Origin of the sequence: Variovorax multivorans (assembly GCF_051216835.1) — a bacterium.
GTDB lineage: Bacteria > Pseudomonadota > Gammaproteobacteria > Burkholderiales > Burkholderiaceae_C > Variovorax.
Genome location: NZ_JBPJZL010000006.1, coordinates 474491 through 491626, shown reverse-complemented (window position 1 = coordinate 491626; position 17136 = coordinate 474491). Strand labels below are relative to the sequence as shown.

At 68.0% G+C, this 17136-nt stretch carries 14 protein-coding genes; 8 read left to right on the top strand and 6 right to left on the bottom strand.

What is annotated here, in order from left to right; all coding sequences use genetic code 11:
* Positions 1 to 84: 84 nt before the first annotated feature.
* From pbpC to ACSFCA_RS18530, 5 genes are all read left to right on the top strand, one after another.
* Complete coding sequence (gene pbpC, locus ACSFCA_RS18550; protein ID WP_435460258.1) at positions 85 to 2370, top strand: penicillin-binding protein 1C; 2286 nt, start codon at positions 85 to 87, stop codon at positions 2368 to 2370.
* A 70-nt stretch (positions 2371 to 2440) separates the two neighbouring features.
* Positions 2441 to 3793 carry an esterase-like activity of phytase family protein gene (locus ACSFCA_RS18545; protein ID WP_258352114.1) on the top strand — a complete coding sequence of 451 codons (1353 nt, stop codon included), beginning with the start codon at positions 2441 to 2443 and terminating at the stop codon, positions 3791 to 3793.
* A gap of 145 nt (positions 3794 to 3938) precedes the next feature.
* Complete coding sequence (locus tag ACSFCA_RS18540; protein ID WP_258355393.1) at positions 3939 to 4247, top strand: DUF3649 domain-containing protein; 309 nt, start codon at positions 3939 to 3941, stop codon at positions 4245 to 4247.
* The gene (locus ACSFCA_RS18535; protein ID WP_258352115.1) at positions 4244 to 5911 is read left to right on the top strand and encodes a PepSY-associated TM helix domain-containing protein; all 1668 of its coding nucleotides are present in this window, start codon (positions 4244 to 4246) and stop codon (positions 5909 to 5911) included. Before ACSFCA_RS18540 ends, ACSFCA_RS18535 begins: the two co-directional genes overlap by 4 nt.
* Positions 5908 to 6270: a DUF3325 domain-containing protein gene (locus tag ACSFCA_RS18530; protein ID WP_258352116.1), complete on the top strand. Its 363-nt coding sequence runs from the start codon at positions 5908 to 5910 to the stop codon at positions 6268 to 6270. Before ACSFCA_RS18535 ends, ACSFCA_RS18530 begins: the two co-directional genes overlap by 4 nt.
* A 30-nt stretch (positions 6271 to 6300) precedes the next feature.
* Here the strand turns inward: ACSFCA_RS18530 and ACSFCA_RS18525 are convergent, their stop codons facing one another.
* Complete coding sequence (locus tag ACSFCA_RS18525) at positions 6301 to 7368, bottom strand: aldo/keto reductase (protein WP_258352117.1); 1068 nt, start codon at positions 7366 to 7368, stop codon at positions 6301 to 6303.
* 253 nt (positions 7369 to 7621) lie between these two features.
* Between ACSFCA_RS18525 and ACSFCA_RS18520 the strand changes: the two genes are divergently transcribed.
* Positions 7622 to 9376: an ATP-binding response regulator gene (locus ACSFCA_RS18520; protein ID WP_435460259.1), complete on the top strand. Its 1755-nt coding sequence runs from the start codon at positions 7622 to 7624 to the stop codon at positions 9374 to 9376.
* On the opposite strand, the gene ACSFCA_RS18515 is transcribed toward ACSFCA_RS18520, so the two are convergent.
* Positions 9377 to 10414, bottom strand: a complete 1038-nt coding sequence (locus tag ACSFCA_RS18515; RefSeq protein WP_435460260.1) for a hypothetical protein — start codon at positions 10412 to 10414, stop codon at positions 9377 to 9379. It abuts the gene before it with no gap.
* Positions 10415 to 10612: 198 nt separating this feature from the next.
* Complete coding sequence (locus ACSFCA_RS18510; protein WP_435460261.1) at positions 10613 to 11260, bottom strand: response regulator transcription factor; 648 nt, start codon at positions 11258 to 11260, stop codon at positions 10613 to 10615.
* Positions 11261 to 11431: 171 nt separating this feature from the next.
* Here ACSFCA_RS18510 and ACSFCA_RS18505 point away from each other — a divergent pair, with 171 nt between their 5' ends.
* Positions 11432 to 13429, top strand: coding sequence for a phosphatase PAP2 family protein (locus ACSFCA_RS18505; RefSeq protein WP_435460262.1), 1998 nt, complete (start codon positions 11432 to 11434; stop codon positions 13427 to 13429).
* Positions 13430 to 13482: 53 nt separating this feature from the next.
* Positions 13483 to 14481 (top strand): LysR family transcriptional regulator, encoded by a 999-nt coding sequence (locus ACSFCA_RS18500; RefSeq protein WP_435460263.1) that lies wholly within the window; start codon positions 13483 to 13485, stop codon positions 14479 to 14481.
* Here ACSFCA_RS18500 and ACSFCA_RS18495 read toward each other — a convergent pair.
* Genes ACSFCA_RS18495 through ACSFCA_RS18485 form a run of 3 tightly spaced genes read right to left on the bottom strand, consistent with a single transcriptional unit; the run spans position 14435 to position 17136 of the window.
* Positions 14435 to 15010, bottom strand: coding sequence for a hypothetical protein (locus tag ACSFCA_RS18495; protein ID WP_435460264.1), 576 nt, complete (start codon positions 15008 to 15010; stop codon positions 14435 to 14437). The genes ACSFCA_RS18500 and ACSFCA_RS18495 overlap by 47 nt on opposite strands.
* A gap of 12 nt (positions 15011 to 15022) precedes the next feature.
* A complete protein-coding gene (locus ACSFCA_RS18490) occupies positions 15023 to 16426 on the bottom strand; it encodes an aminopeptidase P N-terminal domain-containing protein (protein ID WP_258352124.1) in 1404 nt (467 codons plus the stop codon).
* The gene (locus ACSFCA_RS18485) at positions 16423 to 17136 is read right to left on the bottom strand and encodes a nucleotidyltransferase family protein (protein ID WP_435460533.1); all 714 of its coding nucleotides are present in this window, start codon (positions 17134 to 17136) and stop codon (positions 16423 to 16425) included. Before ACSFCA_RS18485 ends, ACSFCA_RS18490 begins: the two co-directional genes overlap by 4 nt.

Here is a 17136-nt window from a genome sequence, read left to right as displayed (position 1 = left end):
TGCAGCGTCACCATGACCACCGTGCCCGATCCATCGCCGCCGCCCTCACCCCAACCCTCTCCCGGAGGGAGAGGGAGGAAAGCCGTGATTGCCTTGGCGCTCATCGCCGCATTGCTCGCCCTGTTGCGCTTCTGGCCGCACGCACCGTTGAGCGAAACCGTAGGCAGCTCCCGCGCCGTGTATGCGCAAGGCGGCGAGCTGCTGCGCCTCACGCTCGCAGGCGACGAGCAATACCGGCTCTGGGTGCCGCTCGATCGCATCTCGCCCACGCTGGTCGACGCGGTGCTGCTGTACGAAGACCGGCGCTTCTATGCGCACCCAGGCGTCAACCCCGCCGCGCTGGCGCGCAGCGCCTGGCGCATTGCCAGCGGCGAGCGCAGGCAGGGCGGCTCGACGCTCACGATGCAGCTCGCGCGCCGCGTCTACGGCATCGACAGCCGCACGCCTACCGGCAAGGTCGCGCAGATATTCGCGGCGCTGTGGCTCGAAGCGCGCTTCAGCAAGCACGACATCCTGGAGGCGTATCTCAACACCGCGCCCTACGGCGGCAACATCGAAGGCGTGCAGGCCGCGAGCCTCATCTACTTCCGCAAGGACGCCGCCAAGCTCAGCCTGCCCGAGGCGCTGACGCTCGCCGTGATTCCGCAGAATCCCGTCAAGCGCATCGCCGAGCGCGGCCGCAATGCCGAGCTGCAATCAGCACGCGAACGCCTGTGGGCGCTGTGGGCCGAGCGCGATCCGACCGCGAAGCAGCACGCGCCTGATGCGCAGCTTGCGTTGTCGGCGCAGTCGCGCGGCAGCCTGCCCTTTCTTGCGCCGCACGCCACCGACATGCTGCTTGCGCAGGAGCGCGGCGTGCAGGAAGTGCGCACCACCATCGACCTGCGCATGCAGGCCACGCTCGAACGCGTGATGGGCCAGTACCTGCGCACGCATGCCGACGTGGGCATGACGAATGCGAGCGCGCTGCTGCTCGACGCCTCGACCATGCAGGTGCGCGCCATGATCGGCTCGGCCGACTTTCGCAACGACGCCATCTCGGGCCAGGTCAACGGCGTGCTGGCCAAGCGCTCGCCGGGCTCCACGCTCAAGCCCTTCATCTATGCGTTGGCGCTCGACCAGGGGCTGCTGCATCCTAAGACGATGCTGAAGGACGCGCCGACCTCCTTCGGCCCCTACACGCCCGAGAACTTCGACCATCGCTTCGCCGGCCCGCTGCCGGCGCAGGAGGCGCTGATCCGCAGCCGCAACGTGCCCGCGGTGGCCCTGGCCGCGAAGCTCTCGAAGCCGGGTCTCTACGACTTCATGCGGCTCGCGGGCGTGCAGAAGCTGCAGAGCGAATCGCACTACGGCCTTGCGCTGGTGCTGGGTGGTGGCGAGGTGACGCCCGAGGAGCTGGCGGGCATGTACGCGACGCTGGCCAACGGCGGCATCTCGCAGCCCATTCGCTACACGCAGCCCGCGCCCGACGAACGGCCCACGCAGCCGCTGCGCCTGCTGAGCGAGGAGGCTTCTTTCATCACGCTCGACATGCTGCGCCACACGCCGCGCCCCGACACCACGCTGCCCGCGCGCCCCGCCATCGCGTGGAAGACGGGCACGTCCTGGGGCTTTCGCGACGCATGGACGGCCGGCGTGTTCGGCCGTCACGTGCTGGTGGTGTGGGTGGGCAACTTCGATGGCACCAGCAACCCCGCGCTGGTGGGCGTCGATGCGGCCGCGCCGCTGTTCCTGCGCATGGTCGATGCGCTGCGCGCCGAGCGGCTCGACCCCGGCGAGGTCGCGTCGCGCCAGCCGCCGGATCTGAGGCAGGTCGAGGTCTGCGCTGCGACGGGCGGCCTGCCCGACGCGCTGTGCCCGGTGCGCACCATGACGTGGTTCATCGCCGGCAAGTCGCCGATCCAGGTCAGCAACCTGCACCGCGCGGTGTGGGTTGACGAGACGACCGGCAAGGTGGTCTGCGGCCCGCAGCCCAACGCGCGCCAGCAGGTGGTGGAGCAATGGGGCAGTGACATGCGCCGCCTGTTCCGACAGGCCGGCCTGCCGCGCGCGAGCGCACCGGCCGATGGCTGCGAGAAAGACGGCGACGCACCTGAAAGCGCGCCACTCATCACCTCGCCCCTGCGCGGCGTGCGCCACACGCTGCGCGCGAAGAAGCCCGAGCCGCTGGTGCTGCGCGCCGAGGCCGCTGCGGGCACGCAGACGATCTACTGGTTTGCTGACGACGCGCTCATCGGCCGCGCCGCGCCCGGCGAAGGCATCACGTGGATGCCCGACCTCGCGGCGTCGGGCCGGCGCTATGTGCTGCGCGCGGTCGACGACCAGGGGCGCGCCGAGTCGCGCGAGGTGACGGTCGACATTGCACCTTGAAGGGATGTCATGGCTGCGTCATGCCTTCTCGGCATGGTCGCGTGTCTTTAACTTGAACACTTTCCTGCTCATGATGCGTCTTGCTTCCCTGTCCTTCGTCGCCCTCGCCGCTGCGCTCGCATGCGGCGCCGCGGCCGCACAGACCGCCTTCCCCGCCACGCTCTCCGGCCACGCCGTGCTGCCCGCGCAAAGCTTTGTGGCCGCGCCCAAAGATGCGCCGGCCGACCTGCAGGTCAGCGGCAAGTTCACGACCGGCAAGCGCGTCGAAGCGGTCGGCACGGTCGAAGGTCTTTCGGCCGGCCGCGGCACCGGCGTGTCGGTGCCCTTCAAGGGCCAGCCCCTGCAGGGCCACTCGGGCATCAAGAAGATGGACGACGGCAGCTTCTGGATCCTCACCGACAACGGTGCGGGCGCGAAGGCCAACTCGCCCGACTTCATGCTCTACCTGAACCACTACAAGGTGGACTTCAAGGGCGGCAAGCTCAATCGCATCAACACCATCTTCCTGCACGACCCCGACAAGAAGGTGCCCTTCCGCATCGTCCACGAAGGCACGAAGCAGCGTTACCTGACGGGCTCCGACTTCGACCCCGAGAGCTTCCAGTTTGCCGGCGGCGCGCTGTGGATCGGCGAAGAATTCGGCCCCTTCCTCATCAAGGCCGACCTGAAGGGCAAGGTGCTCGCGGTGTTCGACACGCAGGTCGACGGCAAGGTCGTGCGCTCTCCCGACCATCCGGCCGTGACCACGCCGGGCGCACCGGGTGGCGCGGTCGACTTCCAGATCAAACGCTCCAAGGGTTTCGAAGGCATGGCCTCGTCGAAGGACGGCAGCAAGCTCTATGCGTTGCTCGAAGGCCCGGTGTGGAACGCCGAGGCCAAGGACTACGAAAAGGTCGAAGGCAAGGAAGCGCTGCGCGTGCTGGAGTTCGACGTGGCCACCGAGAAGTGGACCGGCCGCCACTGGAAATACGTGCTCGAAGCCAATGGCAACGCCATCGGCGACTTCAACATGATCGACGGCACCACGGGCCTGATCATCGAGCGCGACAACGGCGAAGGCACGAGCGACAAGGCCTGCCCCGAAGGCCAGAAGCGCACCGATTGCTTTCATGACATCGCCAAGTTCAAGCGCGTCTACAAGGTCGAGCTGAGCGACGCGAACGTGGGCGGCCCGGTGCGCAAGATCGGCTACATCGACCTGCTGAACATCGCCGACCCCGACAAGCTCGCACGCAAGCCGCTGAACGACGGCGTGCTGAAGTTCCCTTTCTTCACGATCGAAAACGTCGACGTGGTCGACGCCACGCACATCGTGGTCGGCAACGACAACAACCTGCCCTTCTCGAGCAGCCGCGAGCCGAACAAGGCGGATGACAACGAGCTGGTGCTGCTGGAAGTCGGGGCATTGCTGCAGGCGAAGTAAGTTGCCCTGGCCGGGGCGAAAGCCCCGGCTCGCAGACTGGGCGGTAGGGAAAAGTTCTTGCCAGATGAGTATCATTCTCATCTTCGTTAGCCCTTTTCCCTTTCATGAATCCCCGAACGACCCCGCCCGCCGTCCGGCGCGCGCCGTGACCATCGGCGTTCGTTATCGCCTCGGCGTGGCCTCTCGCGCAGCAGCAGCCATCTTCGGCGGCTACGGCGTCGCCGCCCTGTCCGCCGCCGTGCTTGCGCTCTGCCTGCCTGCCGCTTTCGGCATGGCCCGCAGCGAAGCCGCGATGACCGGCACGCTCGCTTCCTTCGCCATCTTCGCGTTCGCGGTGATGTGGGTTTTTGCCGCGCGCACCGCGCTGCGGGCCTGGTCCGGCCTCGTCATCGTCGCGGCACCGCTGGCCCTGCTGTTGCTGCTGCTCATGCGCACCACCGGAGGCGCCGCATGAAGGAAGGCTTCCGCCAGTCGATGGCCTGGCTGCACACATGGTCGGGCCTGCTGGTCGGCTGGGTGCTGTTCATGGTGTTCGCGGCTGGCACGGCTTCGTATTTCAAGGACGAGATCACGTTCTGGATGAAGCCGGAGCTGCACGCGGTCGCGCAGAACGCCGTGCCGCCGGTCAAGGCCGTCGAGAGCGCCGTAGCCTACCTGCAGCAACGCGCTGCGGACAGCCCGCGCTGGTTCATCAACCTGCCGAATGAGCGCCAGCCGTCGACCGACGTGCTGTACCTCGCGCCGCCCGCACCGGCCGGTGCTGCAGCAACTGCCAAGGCCGGCGAGAAGCCCCGCCGCCGCTTCGACCGCGCCTCGCTCGATCCCGCCACCGGCGAAGCCATCAGCGCACCGCGCGTCACGCGGGGCGGCGAATTCTTCTACCGCCTGCACTTCGACCTGCACTACATGCCCGCGCTGTGGGCACGCTGGATCGTCGGCTTCTGCGCGATGTTCATGCTGGTCGCCATCTTCAGCGGCATCGTCACGCACAAGCGCATCTTCAAGGACTTCTTTACCTTCCGCCCGAAGAAGGGCCAGCGCTCGTGGCTCGACGCGCACAACGTCACCGCCGTGCTCGCGCTGCCCTATCACCTGATGATCACGTACACGGGCCTGGTCACGCTGATGTTCATGTACATGCCCTGGGGTCCGCAGGTGGCCTACAAGGACCGCGGCGGCGAGCAGGCCTTCTTCTCCGAGGCCTTTCCCGGCAGTGGCCGCGACCAGTTCAAGGCCTCGGGCAACAGGGTGCCGCTAGCGCCCATCGCGCCGATGATGGCGCAGGCCTCCGCGCACTGGGGCGGCGCGGCGGTGGGCCGCGTCACGGTGCATCAGCCCAACGACGCCAACGCGGTGGTTTCGCTCACGCGCGCCGAGGGGCCGCAGCTGTCGTACGACCAGCCGTCGATGCAGTTCAACGGCGCGACCGGCGCGCTCATCGGCGCGTTCGGCGATGTGCCCAAACCGGCGGCCGAGACGCGCGGCGTGCTCTACGGCCTGCACATCGGCCGTTTCGGCGATCCGCTGCTGCGCGCGCTGTTCTTCCTCTCGGGGCTCGCGGGCTGCCTGATGGTCGCGACGGGGCTTCTGATGTGGGCCGTGAAGGAACGGCAGAAGTTCGCGAAGACGCTCAAGCAGGGCGGCCGCGTCAGCTTCGGGCTGCGGCTGGTCGACGGACTGAATCTCGGCGCCGTCGCCGGCCTGCCCGTCGCGATGGCTGCCTTCTTCTGGGCCAACCGCCTGCTGCCAGTCGATGTGGTCGAGCGTGGCGAAGCGGAGATCCGCTGGTTCTTCATCGTCTGGGGCACGACCGCCGTGCTGGGCCTGCTGCGGCCCACCTTGCGCATGTGGCAAGCGCAGCTTGCGTTGGGCGCGCTGTTGTTCGCGGGGCTGCCGGTGCTCAATGCGTTCACCGGCCCCGCGCCGCTGACGGTGAGCCTGCGCAACGGCCCGACCTCGGTGGCGGGCTTCGACCTGGTCGTGATCGCGCTGGGCCTGGGGCTCGCGGGCGCTGCATGGCTCGTGGAGCGCAAGCGCCGCAAGTCGATTGCGAAGCAGGCGGCGGCGAAGACGCCACCACCATCATCGACGCTTGCCACTTCGGGCCAGGGCTCATGACGAGCGACTCGCTGCTCCTCGGCCTCGTGTTCGCCGCATCGCTTGCGGGCTTCTGCGCGCTGAGCCTTGCGATGGACCGCCACAGCGAAGACGTCTTCGGCCGCGGCAGCACGCCGGGCCCGTGGCGGCGCTGGCTGCAACTGGGTGGCGCCGTGCTGCTGTGCCTGTCGCTGGTCGCGAGCCTGCGGGTGGCGGGCAGCACGATTGGCTGGGTGCTTTGGCTGGGTGCGCTCACGGCGGCAGCGCTATCCACGGTGGGGTTGCTCAGCTATGCGCCGCGCCGCTTTCACTGGATCGCATTCGCGGCCGCAGCGGTCACGCTGTGCAGCCTGCTGCTGGCCGCGTCGATCACGGCGTGATGCGCAGCGCCTGCCCGCAGATCGCGCTCTTCATGCCGGCCGCCGCACCGAGCTGCCGCCCGAGAGCACGCCCTGCGTCATCGGCAGCGCCATGAAGTCGTGCGGGAAGCCCATCGCGACGGCGCTGGCCGCATCGAGGCGCTGCAGCGCGGAGCCGTCGAGCTCTACATCGAGCGCACCAAGGTTGTCCTCGAACTGAGCGAAGGTGCGCGCGCCGATGATCGGCATCACCGTCGGCGCGCTGCGGTGCAGCAGCCACGCCAGTGCAATCTGCGCGGGCGAGCGGCCCTGCTCCTTCGCGACCTGCGCGACCACCTCGGCGATGTCGAGCGAGCGGGCGGTCAGCGCGCCGTTGCCTGCTGCCACGTCCTTGCGCGAGCCGGTCACGCCCGAATCGGGGTCCTTGCGATAGTCCAGGTCGGCGCGCGTGTACTTGCCCGACAGCACACCGCTGCCCAGCGGCGACCACGCCATCACGCCCAGCCCGAGCTCGCGCGCCATCGGCAGCAGCTCGCGCTCCACGGTGCGTTCGATCAGGCTGTACTCGATCTGCAGCGCCACCAGCGGCGCCCAGCCGCGCAGCTCGGCCAGCGTCTGCATGCGCGCGACCTGCCAGGCCGGCGTGTCGGAGATGCCCGCGTAAAGCACCTTGCCTGAGCGCACGAGATCGTCGAAGGCGCGCATCACTTCGTCGAAGGGCGTCAGGTTGTCCCAGATGTGCAGGTACAGCAGGTCGATGTAGTCGGTGCCCAGGCGCTTCAGGCTGGCCTCCACCGAGCGGACCATGTTGCGGCGGTGGTTGCCGCCCGCGTTCGGGTTGCCTGGCTGCATGTTGAGCGAGTACTTGGTGGCCACGACCACCGACTCGCGCCTGTCGGCGATGAACTGGCCCAGCAGCCGTTCGGAACTGCCGTTGGTATAGAAGTTGGCGGTGTCGATGAAGTTGCCGCCGCGCTCCACATACGCATCGAACATGCGGCGCGATTCGCCCGCGTCCGCGCCCCAGCCCCATTCCTGGCCGAAGGTCATCGTGCCCAGCGACATGGGGCTGACGCGCAGGCCGGAGCGGCCGAGGGTGAGGTAGTTGTCGAGCTTCATGGTGAATGTCCTTTTCGAGTTGAGATGGCAGCGTTGGCCTGGCGATAAAGTTACCTGCCGGGCGTTGTGGAACAAAGCCGTGCCACCTTCAAGCTTTATGAAGCCGCGCTTCAAGACGCAGGACCTGGCGGCGCATTGGACTAAAGTCCGATGACGGGCTCGATGGCTTGCATCAGCATCCGGATTTCCTTGTTGCTGCGGCCAGTCGACCTCACGGGGCTGGCCGTTTTCACGCCTTGGCCTTGACCATCCGATGAGTACTTCGCCGCCCGCGCCCTCCGACGATCCGGTGTTCGCCTCCCGCATGGCCGCGCTGCGGCGCAATCTGCCCTTCGCATTGCTCGGCGTCATGCTGACCGTGGCGCTGGTCATCGCAGCGCTGTACCGCGTTGTGCCGCATGCGCAGCTGGCCGCCTGGGCCGCAGCCAACGCAGTGCTGACCGCCGCTCGTGGCTGGGGTGCGTGGCGCTACCGCCTCGCGAAAGATGGCGCGGCCCTGCATCGCTGGCGCCGCTACACGCTGGCAGGCACGGTGCTCGGCGGCCTGCTGTGGGGGCTGCCCATTGCCTGGTGGATGCTGAGCGTGCCCATGGCCCATCAGATGTTCCTGGTCATCGCATTGCTGACCATGGGAACGGGCGCCATCTATGCCTACTGCATCGACCTTCCGCTGCTCTACGGCTTCCAGGTGCCGTACTTCCTGCCGTCGATGATCTCGATGGCCTTTCTTCAGGAGCCGCTGCTGGAGGTGATGGCGTTTGCAGGCGTGCTCTATCTCTTCGTGACCCTGGCCTTCGCGCACCGCATGCACCGCACGCAGGTCGACTCCCTGCGGCTGGGCTTCGAGAACCTCGACCTCCTGAAGCAGCTGCAACTGGAGAAGGAAGCCGCCGAGCGCAGCGACCTTGCCAAGTCACGCTTTCTGGCTGCTGCCAGCCACGACCTGCGCCAGCCGGTGCATGCCCTGAGCCTGTTCGTCGGCGTGCTGCGCGAACAGGCGCTGCCTTCGCTCAGCCGCCATCTGGTGGACAACATCTCGCGTGCGACGCAGGCCATGGGCGCGTTGTTCGAAGGCCTGCTGAACCTCTCGCGGCTGGATGCTGGCGTGGTGCGGGCGCGGGTGCAGCCCGTTGCGCTGGCGGGGCTGCTGGAGCAGATCGCGCTGGAGTTCGCGCCGCAGGCCGCGGCCCGTTCTCTGGCGCTGCGCATGCGGCCTTCCGATGCCTCGGTGCTGTCTGACCCGGCGCTGCTCGACCGCATCCTGCGCAACCTGGTGGACAACGCCATCCGCCACACGAAGCACGGCGGCGTGCTGGTTGGCTGTCGGCGCGCGGGCAATGCCCTTCGCGTCGAGGTGTGGGACACCGGCCCCGGCATTCCGCCCGAGGAGCATGAGCGCGTGTTCTGGGAGTTCCACCAGCTGGGCAACCCCGAGCGTGACCGTGCCAAGGGATTGGGCCTGGGCTTGGCCATCGTGCGCCGCACGGCTGCATTGCTGAAGCATCCGCTCGCGATGCGATCGCGTGTCGGGCGGGGCACCGTCTTTGCGTTGACGGTGCCGACGGCGAAAGTCGGCGCCCCCGTGCATGGCGCGGCCCCGGACACGGCTTCGCAGGGGCTCCCGCAAACAGAGTCGGAGTCCGCACTCATCCTCGTGATCGAGGACGATGCGCCCAGTCGCCACGGTCTGCAGCTGCTGCTGCAAGGCTGGGGCCATCGCGTGATCGCCGCTGCCGGCGCAGCCGAAATGCTCGAGCTGACCGCCGCGACGCCCGGCAAGCCGAGCCTCATCGTCAGCGACTACCGCCTGCGCGAGCATGAGACCGGCATCGAGGCCATCGACCGCCTGCACGAGGAATACAACGACGACGCCATTCCCGCGTTGCTGGTCAGCGGCGATACCGATCCGCAGCGCCTGATCGAGGTGGCCGCGCGCGGATGGCCGTTGCTGCACAAGCCGGTGGACCCGGCGCTGCTGCGCGCGGCAATGGCGCAGCTGCTGGCCTGATCAGCGGACCCAGGGCCGCGGTGGCACCGGCGGCGGAATGCGCGGCGGCTGCCCGCCGATGGGCGCCACGGCAGTGCCGAGTGAACGGCCGACAGGCACGGCGGGATTGGAAGAAGACACCAGCGTGGGCGCCGAAATTTCGAAGGCGTCGTAGTTGCCCAGCGCCAGCGCATAGGCGACCAGGTTGGCCAACTGCGTGGCGCCGCCCTCGTTCGCCGACGGCGGCTTGAGCACCGGCTTGCTGCCGGGCTGGTACGGCTTGCCCTTGGGGTTCATACCCGTCAACACCTGTCGGGCATCCGCGCGGGCCGTGTGATACGCATTGAACACCACGTCCTTGGCGATATCGACCATGCGTTCCGAGATCTGGTCGGTGTCCTTGTGCATCAGCTCGGCAACGCGCTCGGCACGCACCTGCATGCCTTCCACGTAGGCGTTGATCTTGATGAGCTGCTGGCGCAGGTCGGACGCGGCCATGCGCACCTTGGCCGCCACGCCCGGATAGAGCACGGCGTCGTTCAGGCCGGTGATCTGGTCCGGCATGGAATTGATCAGATTGGCGATGTGCTTGTACTGCGACATGGCCGCTTCCGCGGCGGCCATCGCATCGCGGTCATCGCGAAAGAGCGCTGCGGCGTCCTCGTTGCCGCGCTTGGCGATCACGCCGTCGGCTTCACGGATGCTCTTGCCGTGCAGGTAGCGGTCGAGGCCGCCTTCGGCCTCGCCGACGATCAGGCCCCCGAGCTTGACGGTGCCAGTCACCACCTGCTTGAGGTACTTGGCGCCGGGCACCGGAATGGCGCCCAGCCCCGCCTTGGCCACGGCGGCAACGCCCTTGAGCACCAGCTTCTGCATGTCGGCTGTGTTGCCGCAGTACTCGCCCAGCAGCATGGTGAGCTTCTTCTTGAACGGCACGCTGAAGCTGTCGTTCGACTTGGCGCGGAAGGCATCCCAGGTCCGCTCGACCAGGTCGGTCTTCTGGACGACGGCCGCGCTCACCACGCCCCAGTCCTTGGTGCGCATCCGGTCAAGGAGCATGCGCACACCTGCCGACATTTCTTTCTCGTAGTACTCGCAGAGGCTCTTTCCGAGCTCGTCGAATCTGGTTTGCGGAATATCAAGCATGTATGCAGAACTCTCGGTGTGTGTGGTGGCGGAGCGATCGGCCTCGATGCTAGGCCGGGCTCGTGTGCGGCGCATTGAACCAAAGGCCAATGACAGGCGCCATCACACAAACTAGCGAGGGCGGCCCAGGAGCCCGGCACGGCGGGCCACGATCACGGCCTGGGTGCGGCTGTTCACCTCGAGCCCCGCGAAGATGGCCGAGATGTGCGCCTTCACGGTTCGCTCGGTGGTGCTCAGCCGCTGCGCGATGTCGGCGTTGCGCAAGCCCTCGCACAGCAAGTGCAGCACCTCCGTCTGGCGCGCGGACAGGCGGGTCAGCGGATCGACGGCGCCCGCCAGGATCGGCATCGATGCCGGGCCGAGCGGCGATGCCCACACCACGCCGCTTTGCCCCTGCATGACGCGGCGCAGGGCATCCATCAGCTGCCTGCTGTCGGCTGACTTGTGCACGAAGCCGTGCGCGCCTTCGGCCAGCGCGGTTTCGGTGTCCTGCGGATCTTCGGATGCCGACAGCACGAGGATGCGCAGGCCGGCCCGGCGCCGGCGCAACTGGCCCAGGAGCGCGGCGCCCGCCACGTCGGGCAGGTAGAAGTCCGTCATCACCGCATCGGGCACCGACGGCATCTGCGCAAGCAGGGCCAGCGCTTCGGTGCCATTGCCGGCTGTCTCGATCACAAGGGTGGGATCTTCCTGGCGCAAGGCCAGTGCCAGGCCCTCGCGGAACATGGCGTGATCGTCGATCAGCAGGATGGTGGGCATGGGCTGGGAAATGACCCGGGCGGGTACTTGTTAACTGGCTCCGGACTCTATCTGTGCCATCGGCCAGATGATTATTAATAAAAACGACTTGTTGCGTGGATAGATTGCGCGGACTGCATCGGACGACCGGTCCGGTCCGTTTGCGTTTTCAATCTTTCCATTCACTTCGCCATGTCGCCCCTTTCGTCTTTCAGCCGGCCCTTCGCCATCACCCTCATCGCGGCACTGTGCCTCTCGGCATGCGGTGGCGGTGGTGACGGCGGCGCCTCGTTCCCTATTACCGGCACGCCGCCGGCCACCACGAACCCACCTGCCGTTGTCGTGGCCGGTCCGCCGAAGGACCTGGGCTTCACCGACACCGCGCCCGTGCCCGATACGGTCGCCATACCGCCCTTCGTCGACAACGTCGCGACCAACCAGCGCGGCGATGCGCGCTATGCGACCAAGGAAACGAATGCCGGCGTGCGTGTGGTGGCGGGCTTCCTCGACTTCTGGCAGCCCAGCACGCTGCTGGTCGACGCAGGCGTATCGGCCCCTGCGCAGGGCAGCTTTCCGGCTGTCGTTGCATCCACGTGGAGCGGCATTCCGGGCGACGCCACCGACGGCAAGATCCTCAACAGCGGGGTGCTGAACAGCAATATCCAGTACGTCGTCGACGCCACCAATGCGCGCACCAGTGCGCAGGAGCTGGCCGCCTACCTGGACGACCGCCGCGGCAAGGGCTACAGCATCAGCGACGGCATGGGGCCGCTTACCAGTGCCTGGCGCACTGCCACGCAGCAGAGCACCACCATCACCGGCATCGCCGCCGACGCCACCACCGTGCTCTACAACGACGGCGGCAGCGACATCGGCGTGCCCGGCGCCGCCAACCCCACCTTCGGCACTGTGGTGGACCTGCTCAACAACATCGGCGAGAACGCCTCCACCGAACCCGCCAAGCGCTATTACAAGTACGCGCGCCCATGGCGCTGGAGCAGCAGCGTGAAGGTGGTGCCTGCGCTGGAGCCCGCCAAGAGCAGCACGCCCACCACCGACGGCGGCTTCGTGAGCGGCCACACGGCCGAGGCCGTGCGCAAGGCCATCGCGTTCGGCTACGTGGTGCCGCAGCGCTTCCAGGAGATGGTGGCGCGCGGCCTAGAGCTCGGCGAGAACCGAATCCTGGCGGGCATGCACTCGCCGCTGGACGTGGTCGGCGGCCGCATACAGGGCCAGGCCGCGGCGGCCGCGAGCCTGGCCACCGGCGCCAACGTTGCGCGCAAGAGCGCAGCGTATGCGCAGGCACAGTCCGTGCTGATGGCCGCGGTGGGTGCGAGTGATGCCGCCGCCTTCAACAACTTTGCCCATTCACAGGGCACCGCGACTGATCGCTTCGCCGACCACGCCGCGAGCAAGGCCGACTACCTGCGCCGACTGACCTTCGGCTTCAAGCAGGTGGCCGATGCGACCAAGCCGGCCGTGGTGCCCAAGGGCGCCGAAGTGCTGCTCGAAACGCGCCTGCCCTACCTCGACGCCACCCAACGCCGCGTGGTGCTCAAGACCACGGCCGTAGCCTCGGGCTACCCGGTGATGGACGACCCCGAAGGCTGGGGCCGCCTCAACCTGTTCGACGCGGCCGACGGCTACGGTGTCTTCAACGGCGACGTGGTCGTGACCATGGACGCCAGCCTCGGCGGCTTCAATGCGATGGACAGCTGGCGCAACAACATCTCCGGCGCCGGCAAGCTCACCAAGAAGGGCAGCGGCACGCTCGCGCTCGGCGGCAGCAACAGCTACGCGGGCGGCACGCAGCTCGTGGAAGGCACGCTGCAGGCAGACGCTGCGGCGGCCTTCGGCAAGGGCAATGTCTACGTCGGTGGCGGCACGCTGGTCTGCAATGCGCCTTCGGCGGTCACGATGGCGGGCGCCTACACGCAGCTGGCAGGCACGACGCTGCAGCTGAATCTCGGCGGCAATGGTGCCGGCCGCCTGAGCGTGGCCGGCGTGGCCGCGCTGGACGGAACGCTGACCCTGAGCTTCAAGCCCGGCTTTGCGCCCAGCGCGGGCGACACGCTCACCGTCATCAGCAGCGGCGCGCTGACCGGCCGGTTCTCGGCCATCAATGCGCCGGGCTTCAAGGTCACGCCGACCTATACGGGAACGCAGCTCGTCGTGCGCTTCGACGCATGAGCTAGGGTGGCTGCCATGGCATCTTTGTGAAGCCCGTCTTCATAATGGCCGCCATGTCCCCCGAGCTCCTGCCCGCCATCGCCGCCTTTGCCCGCGTGGCGCACCACGCCAGCTTCACGCGCGCCGCGCAGGAGCTGGGCGTGTCGCCCTCGGCCCTCTCGCAGACCATGCGCACGCTCGAACAGAAGCTAGGCGTGCGCCTGCTCGACCGCACCACGCGCCGCGTCGGCGTGACGGAGCTGGGCCAGCAGTTTCTCGAAGGCGCGCAGCCCGCGCTGGCCGCGCTCGCGCAGGCGGTCGAAGGCATCGACGAGGCGCGCGACAAGCCTGCCGGCCTGTTGCGCCTGAACGTCTCGCGCGTGGCGGCCGAGCTGCTCTTCTTTCCGCACTTCGGCGCCTTCGCCGCCGCCTATCCGGACATCACGCTCGAGTTTGTCTGCGACAACCGCATGGTCGATCTCGTGGAAGGCGGCTTCGATGCCGGCATTCGCCTGGGCGAAAGCCTGGCGCAGGACGTGATCGCCGTGCCGGTGGGCGGGCCGGTGCGCATGGTGACCTACGCGGCGCCCAGCTATCTGAAGGGACGCAAGCTGCCGCGCACGCCCGAAGACCTGCGCGAGCACCAGTGCCTGAACTACCGCTTGACCACAGGCGGCATCTATCGATGGGAATACGCGCAGGACGGGCGCGTGCTGGACGTCGAACTCGCCGGCCCGCTGATCAGCAACGACAGCGACCTGCTGCTGGCGGCAGCACGTTCGGGTGCGGGCATTGCAACGTCTTTCGAGGGTTCGGTGCGCGAAGACTTTGCAAGCGGCAAGCTGGTGCCGCTGCTGGAGCCCTGGTGGCCGACCTTTCCGGGCTTCTACCTGTACTACCCCAGCCGTGCGCAGATGCCGCGCAAGCTGCGGGTGTTCATCGACTTCCTGCAGGCGCGGCATGCGTCGCCGCCGGTGTCGCAGCGGGCCGTCAAGAATGCGTCGGCACCGCGATCGCGCCAGCCCGTTACAGCTCGCGCACAGCGCGCGGCAACCGCTCGGCCAAAATCGTGACCAGTGAACGGGCCTCGGCCTCGTCGAGCGAAGGCGCGATCCTGAAGGTGCGCTGTCCGTAGTCGAACGCGATCGGTCCCATGCCCGCGCCGAACAGCGGCGGCATCGACGCGCGTTGATTGCGGAAGATATCGAACGAGAACTCGACGACCCGCAGGCGCGAAATCGCATGCACCGCATAGGCGCGCGTGCGCCCCAGGCCCCAGATTTCCACGCGATGAACCAGCGACCCTTCTTCGACCGAAATCAGTTCGCGGCCGAAGACTTGCCACAGCACGCAGAAGAATGCCCATGCACCACCCAGGGTCCAGCCCGTGAGCCAGAGCGTGAGGAACCACCGGTCGGTGTCGTGGCGGCTCGGGTGCAGTAGCTGGTTCGCGGCCGTGAACTCGCCGAAGCACCAGCCAGTCAGCCACACGCACATGAAGAGCAGAAACAGCCAGTGCTTGCGCGCGGGCACCACGGCTCGAAGCCCGCCGCCGGGCGTCGTTTCGATGGCGTAGCGGGCGGCCAGCGGCTGGACGTTCATGGCGTCCGGGCGTCAGGCCCGCATCAGCGCCTCGATCTCGTCCGCCTTCACCGGCACGCCGCGCGAAATGAGCTCGCAGCCGGTGGCCGTGACGATTGCGTCGTCCTCGATGCGGATGCCGATGTTGTGGAACTGCTCCGGCACGCCGTCGGCGGGCCGCACGTAGATGCCGGGCTCCAGCGTCAGCACCATGCCGGGATGCAGGATGCGGCTCGGCCGGTTCTTGATGACTTCGTTCGACAGCGGATCTTTGCGCTCGCTCACCTCGCCGACCTGCGTGGGCTCGACGTAGCTGCCGCAGTCGTGCACGTCCATGCCGAGCCAGTGGCCGGTGCGGTGCATGTAGAACTGGAAGTAGGCGCGCGAGTCGATCACGTCCTGCACGCCGCCGACCTTGTTGGCATCGAGCAGGCCGAAGTCGAGCATGCCCTGCGCCAGCACCTTCACGGCGGCGTCGTGCGGGTCGGTGAAGCGGTTGCCCGCCTTGGTGGCGGCGGCCGCGGCGTCCTGGCTGGCCAGAACCAGGTCGTACAGCGCGCGCTGCGGGCCGCTGAACTTGCCGTCGCCCGGGAAGGTGCGGGTGATGTCGCTGGCATAGCCGTCGAGCTCGCAGCCGGCATCGATCAGCACCAGCTCGCCCTTGCGCACCGGCGCCGCGTCGGCGCGGTAGTGCAGCACGCAGGCATTGGCGCCGGCCGCGACGATGGAGTAGTAGGCCGGGTACTGCGAGCCGCCCAAGCGGAACTCGTGCAGCAGCTCGGCGTCGAGGTGGTACTCGCGCGCATCCTTGCCCTCGCGCAGCATGCGGGCCGACAGCTGCATGGCGCGGACGTGCGCGCGGGCGCTGATCTGCGCGGCGCGGCGCATGATGTCTTGTTCGTGCGCGTCCTTGATCAGGCGCATTTCGTCGAGCGGGCCGCACAGGTCGCGCTGCTCCTCGGGGCACAGCGCGCCGTAGCGCACGCGGGCGCGCACCGACTGCAGCCAGCCGTCGATGCGGGTCTCCAGGCCCTTGTGGATGGCGAACGGGAACCACACGGTAGAGCGGTTCTCGAGCAGCTTGGGCAGCTTCGCGTCGAGGTCGGTGACCGAGAAGGCTTCGTCGACGCCGAGCGCTGCGGGCGCCGCGTCGGGGCCGAGGCGGTAGCCGTCCCAGATCTCGCGCTCCAGGTCTTTCGGCGCGCAGAACAGCGTGGCGCGGCCGTCGCCCGCCAGCACCAGCCAGGCGTTGGGCTCGGTGAAGCCGGTCAGGTAATAGAAGTAGCTGTCGTGGCGGTACAGGAAGTCGGTGTCGCGGTTGCGCGGACGCTCGGGCGCGGTCGGGATGATCGCGATGCCATCCTTGCCCAGTTGCGAAGCGAGGCGCGCGCGGCGCTCGGCGTAGATCGTCATCGTGGAGGCTGCTGCTGAAGTCATCTTGGCGTGGTGTTCAGTTGGGCGAGTCGTTCGGGGGTGCCCACATCGGTCCAGGGGCCGGTGTAGAGCTCGGCGCTCACGAGTTCATTGTCCATCGCGGCGCGCAGGATCGGCGCCAATGGGGCTTTGCGGCCGGCCGGGTTGCCGGGCGGGATGTCGCAGTACGGCGGTGCGAAGAGCGCGGCGCGGTAGAGGCCGATGGTCGAGAAGGTGAACTTCTGGTCGGCCGTGTTGAGCGCGAGGCCTTTGCCCGAGAGGCCGAAATCGCCCTTCAGGTTGTGCGCCGGGTTCGGCACCAGCCACAGGTGGGCGAGCTTGCCGCTGGCGACGAAGCGGTCGACCGAGGCCTGCGAGAAGGTGAATTCCGGCGCGAACACGTCGCCGGCCGCGACCCAGAACACATCGCCAAGCAGGGGCAGCGCACGCACGATACCGCCGGCCGTTTCGAGTGCACCGCCGAAGTCACGGCCTTCGTCGGAGTATGAAATTGATAGCGCAATATGCCCATCCAGCAAGGGAGCTGGGCCGAAGCGGTCCGAAATCTGCGCGCCGAGCCAGTCGGTGTTCACCACCAGCTCGGTGAAGCCGCCGGCAGCCAGCGCCTCCATCGGCCACTGCATCAGGGGCTTGCCGCGCACTTCGAGCAGGGGCTTGGGCGTGGCGTCGGTCAGCGGCCGCATCCGCTCGCCGCGCCCGGCGGCCAGGATCAT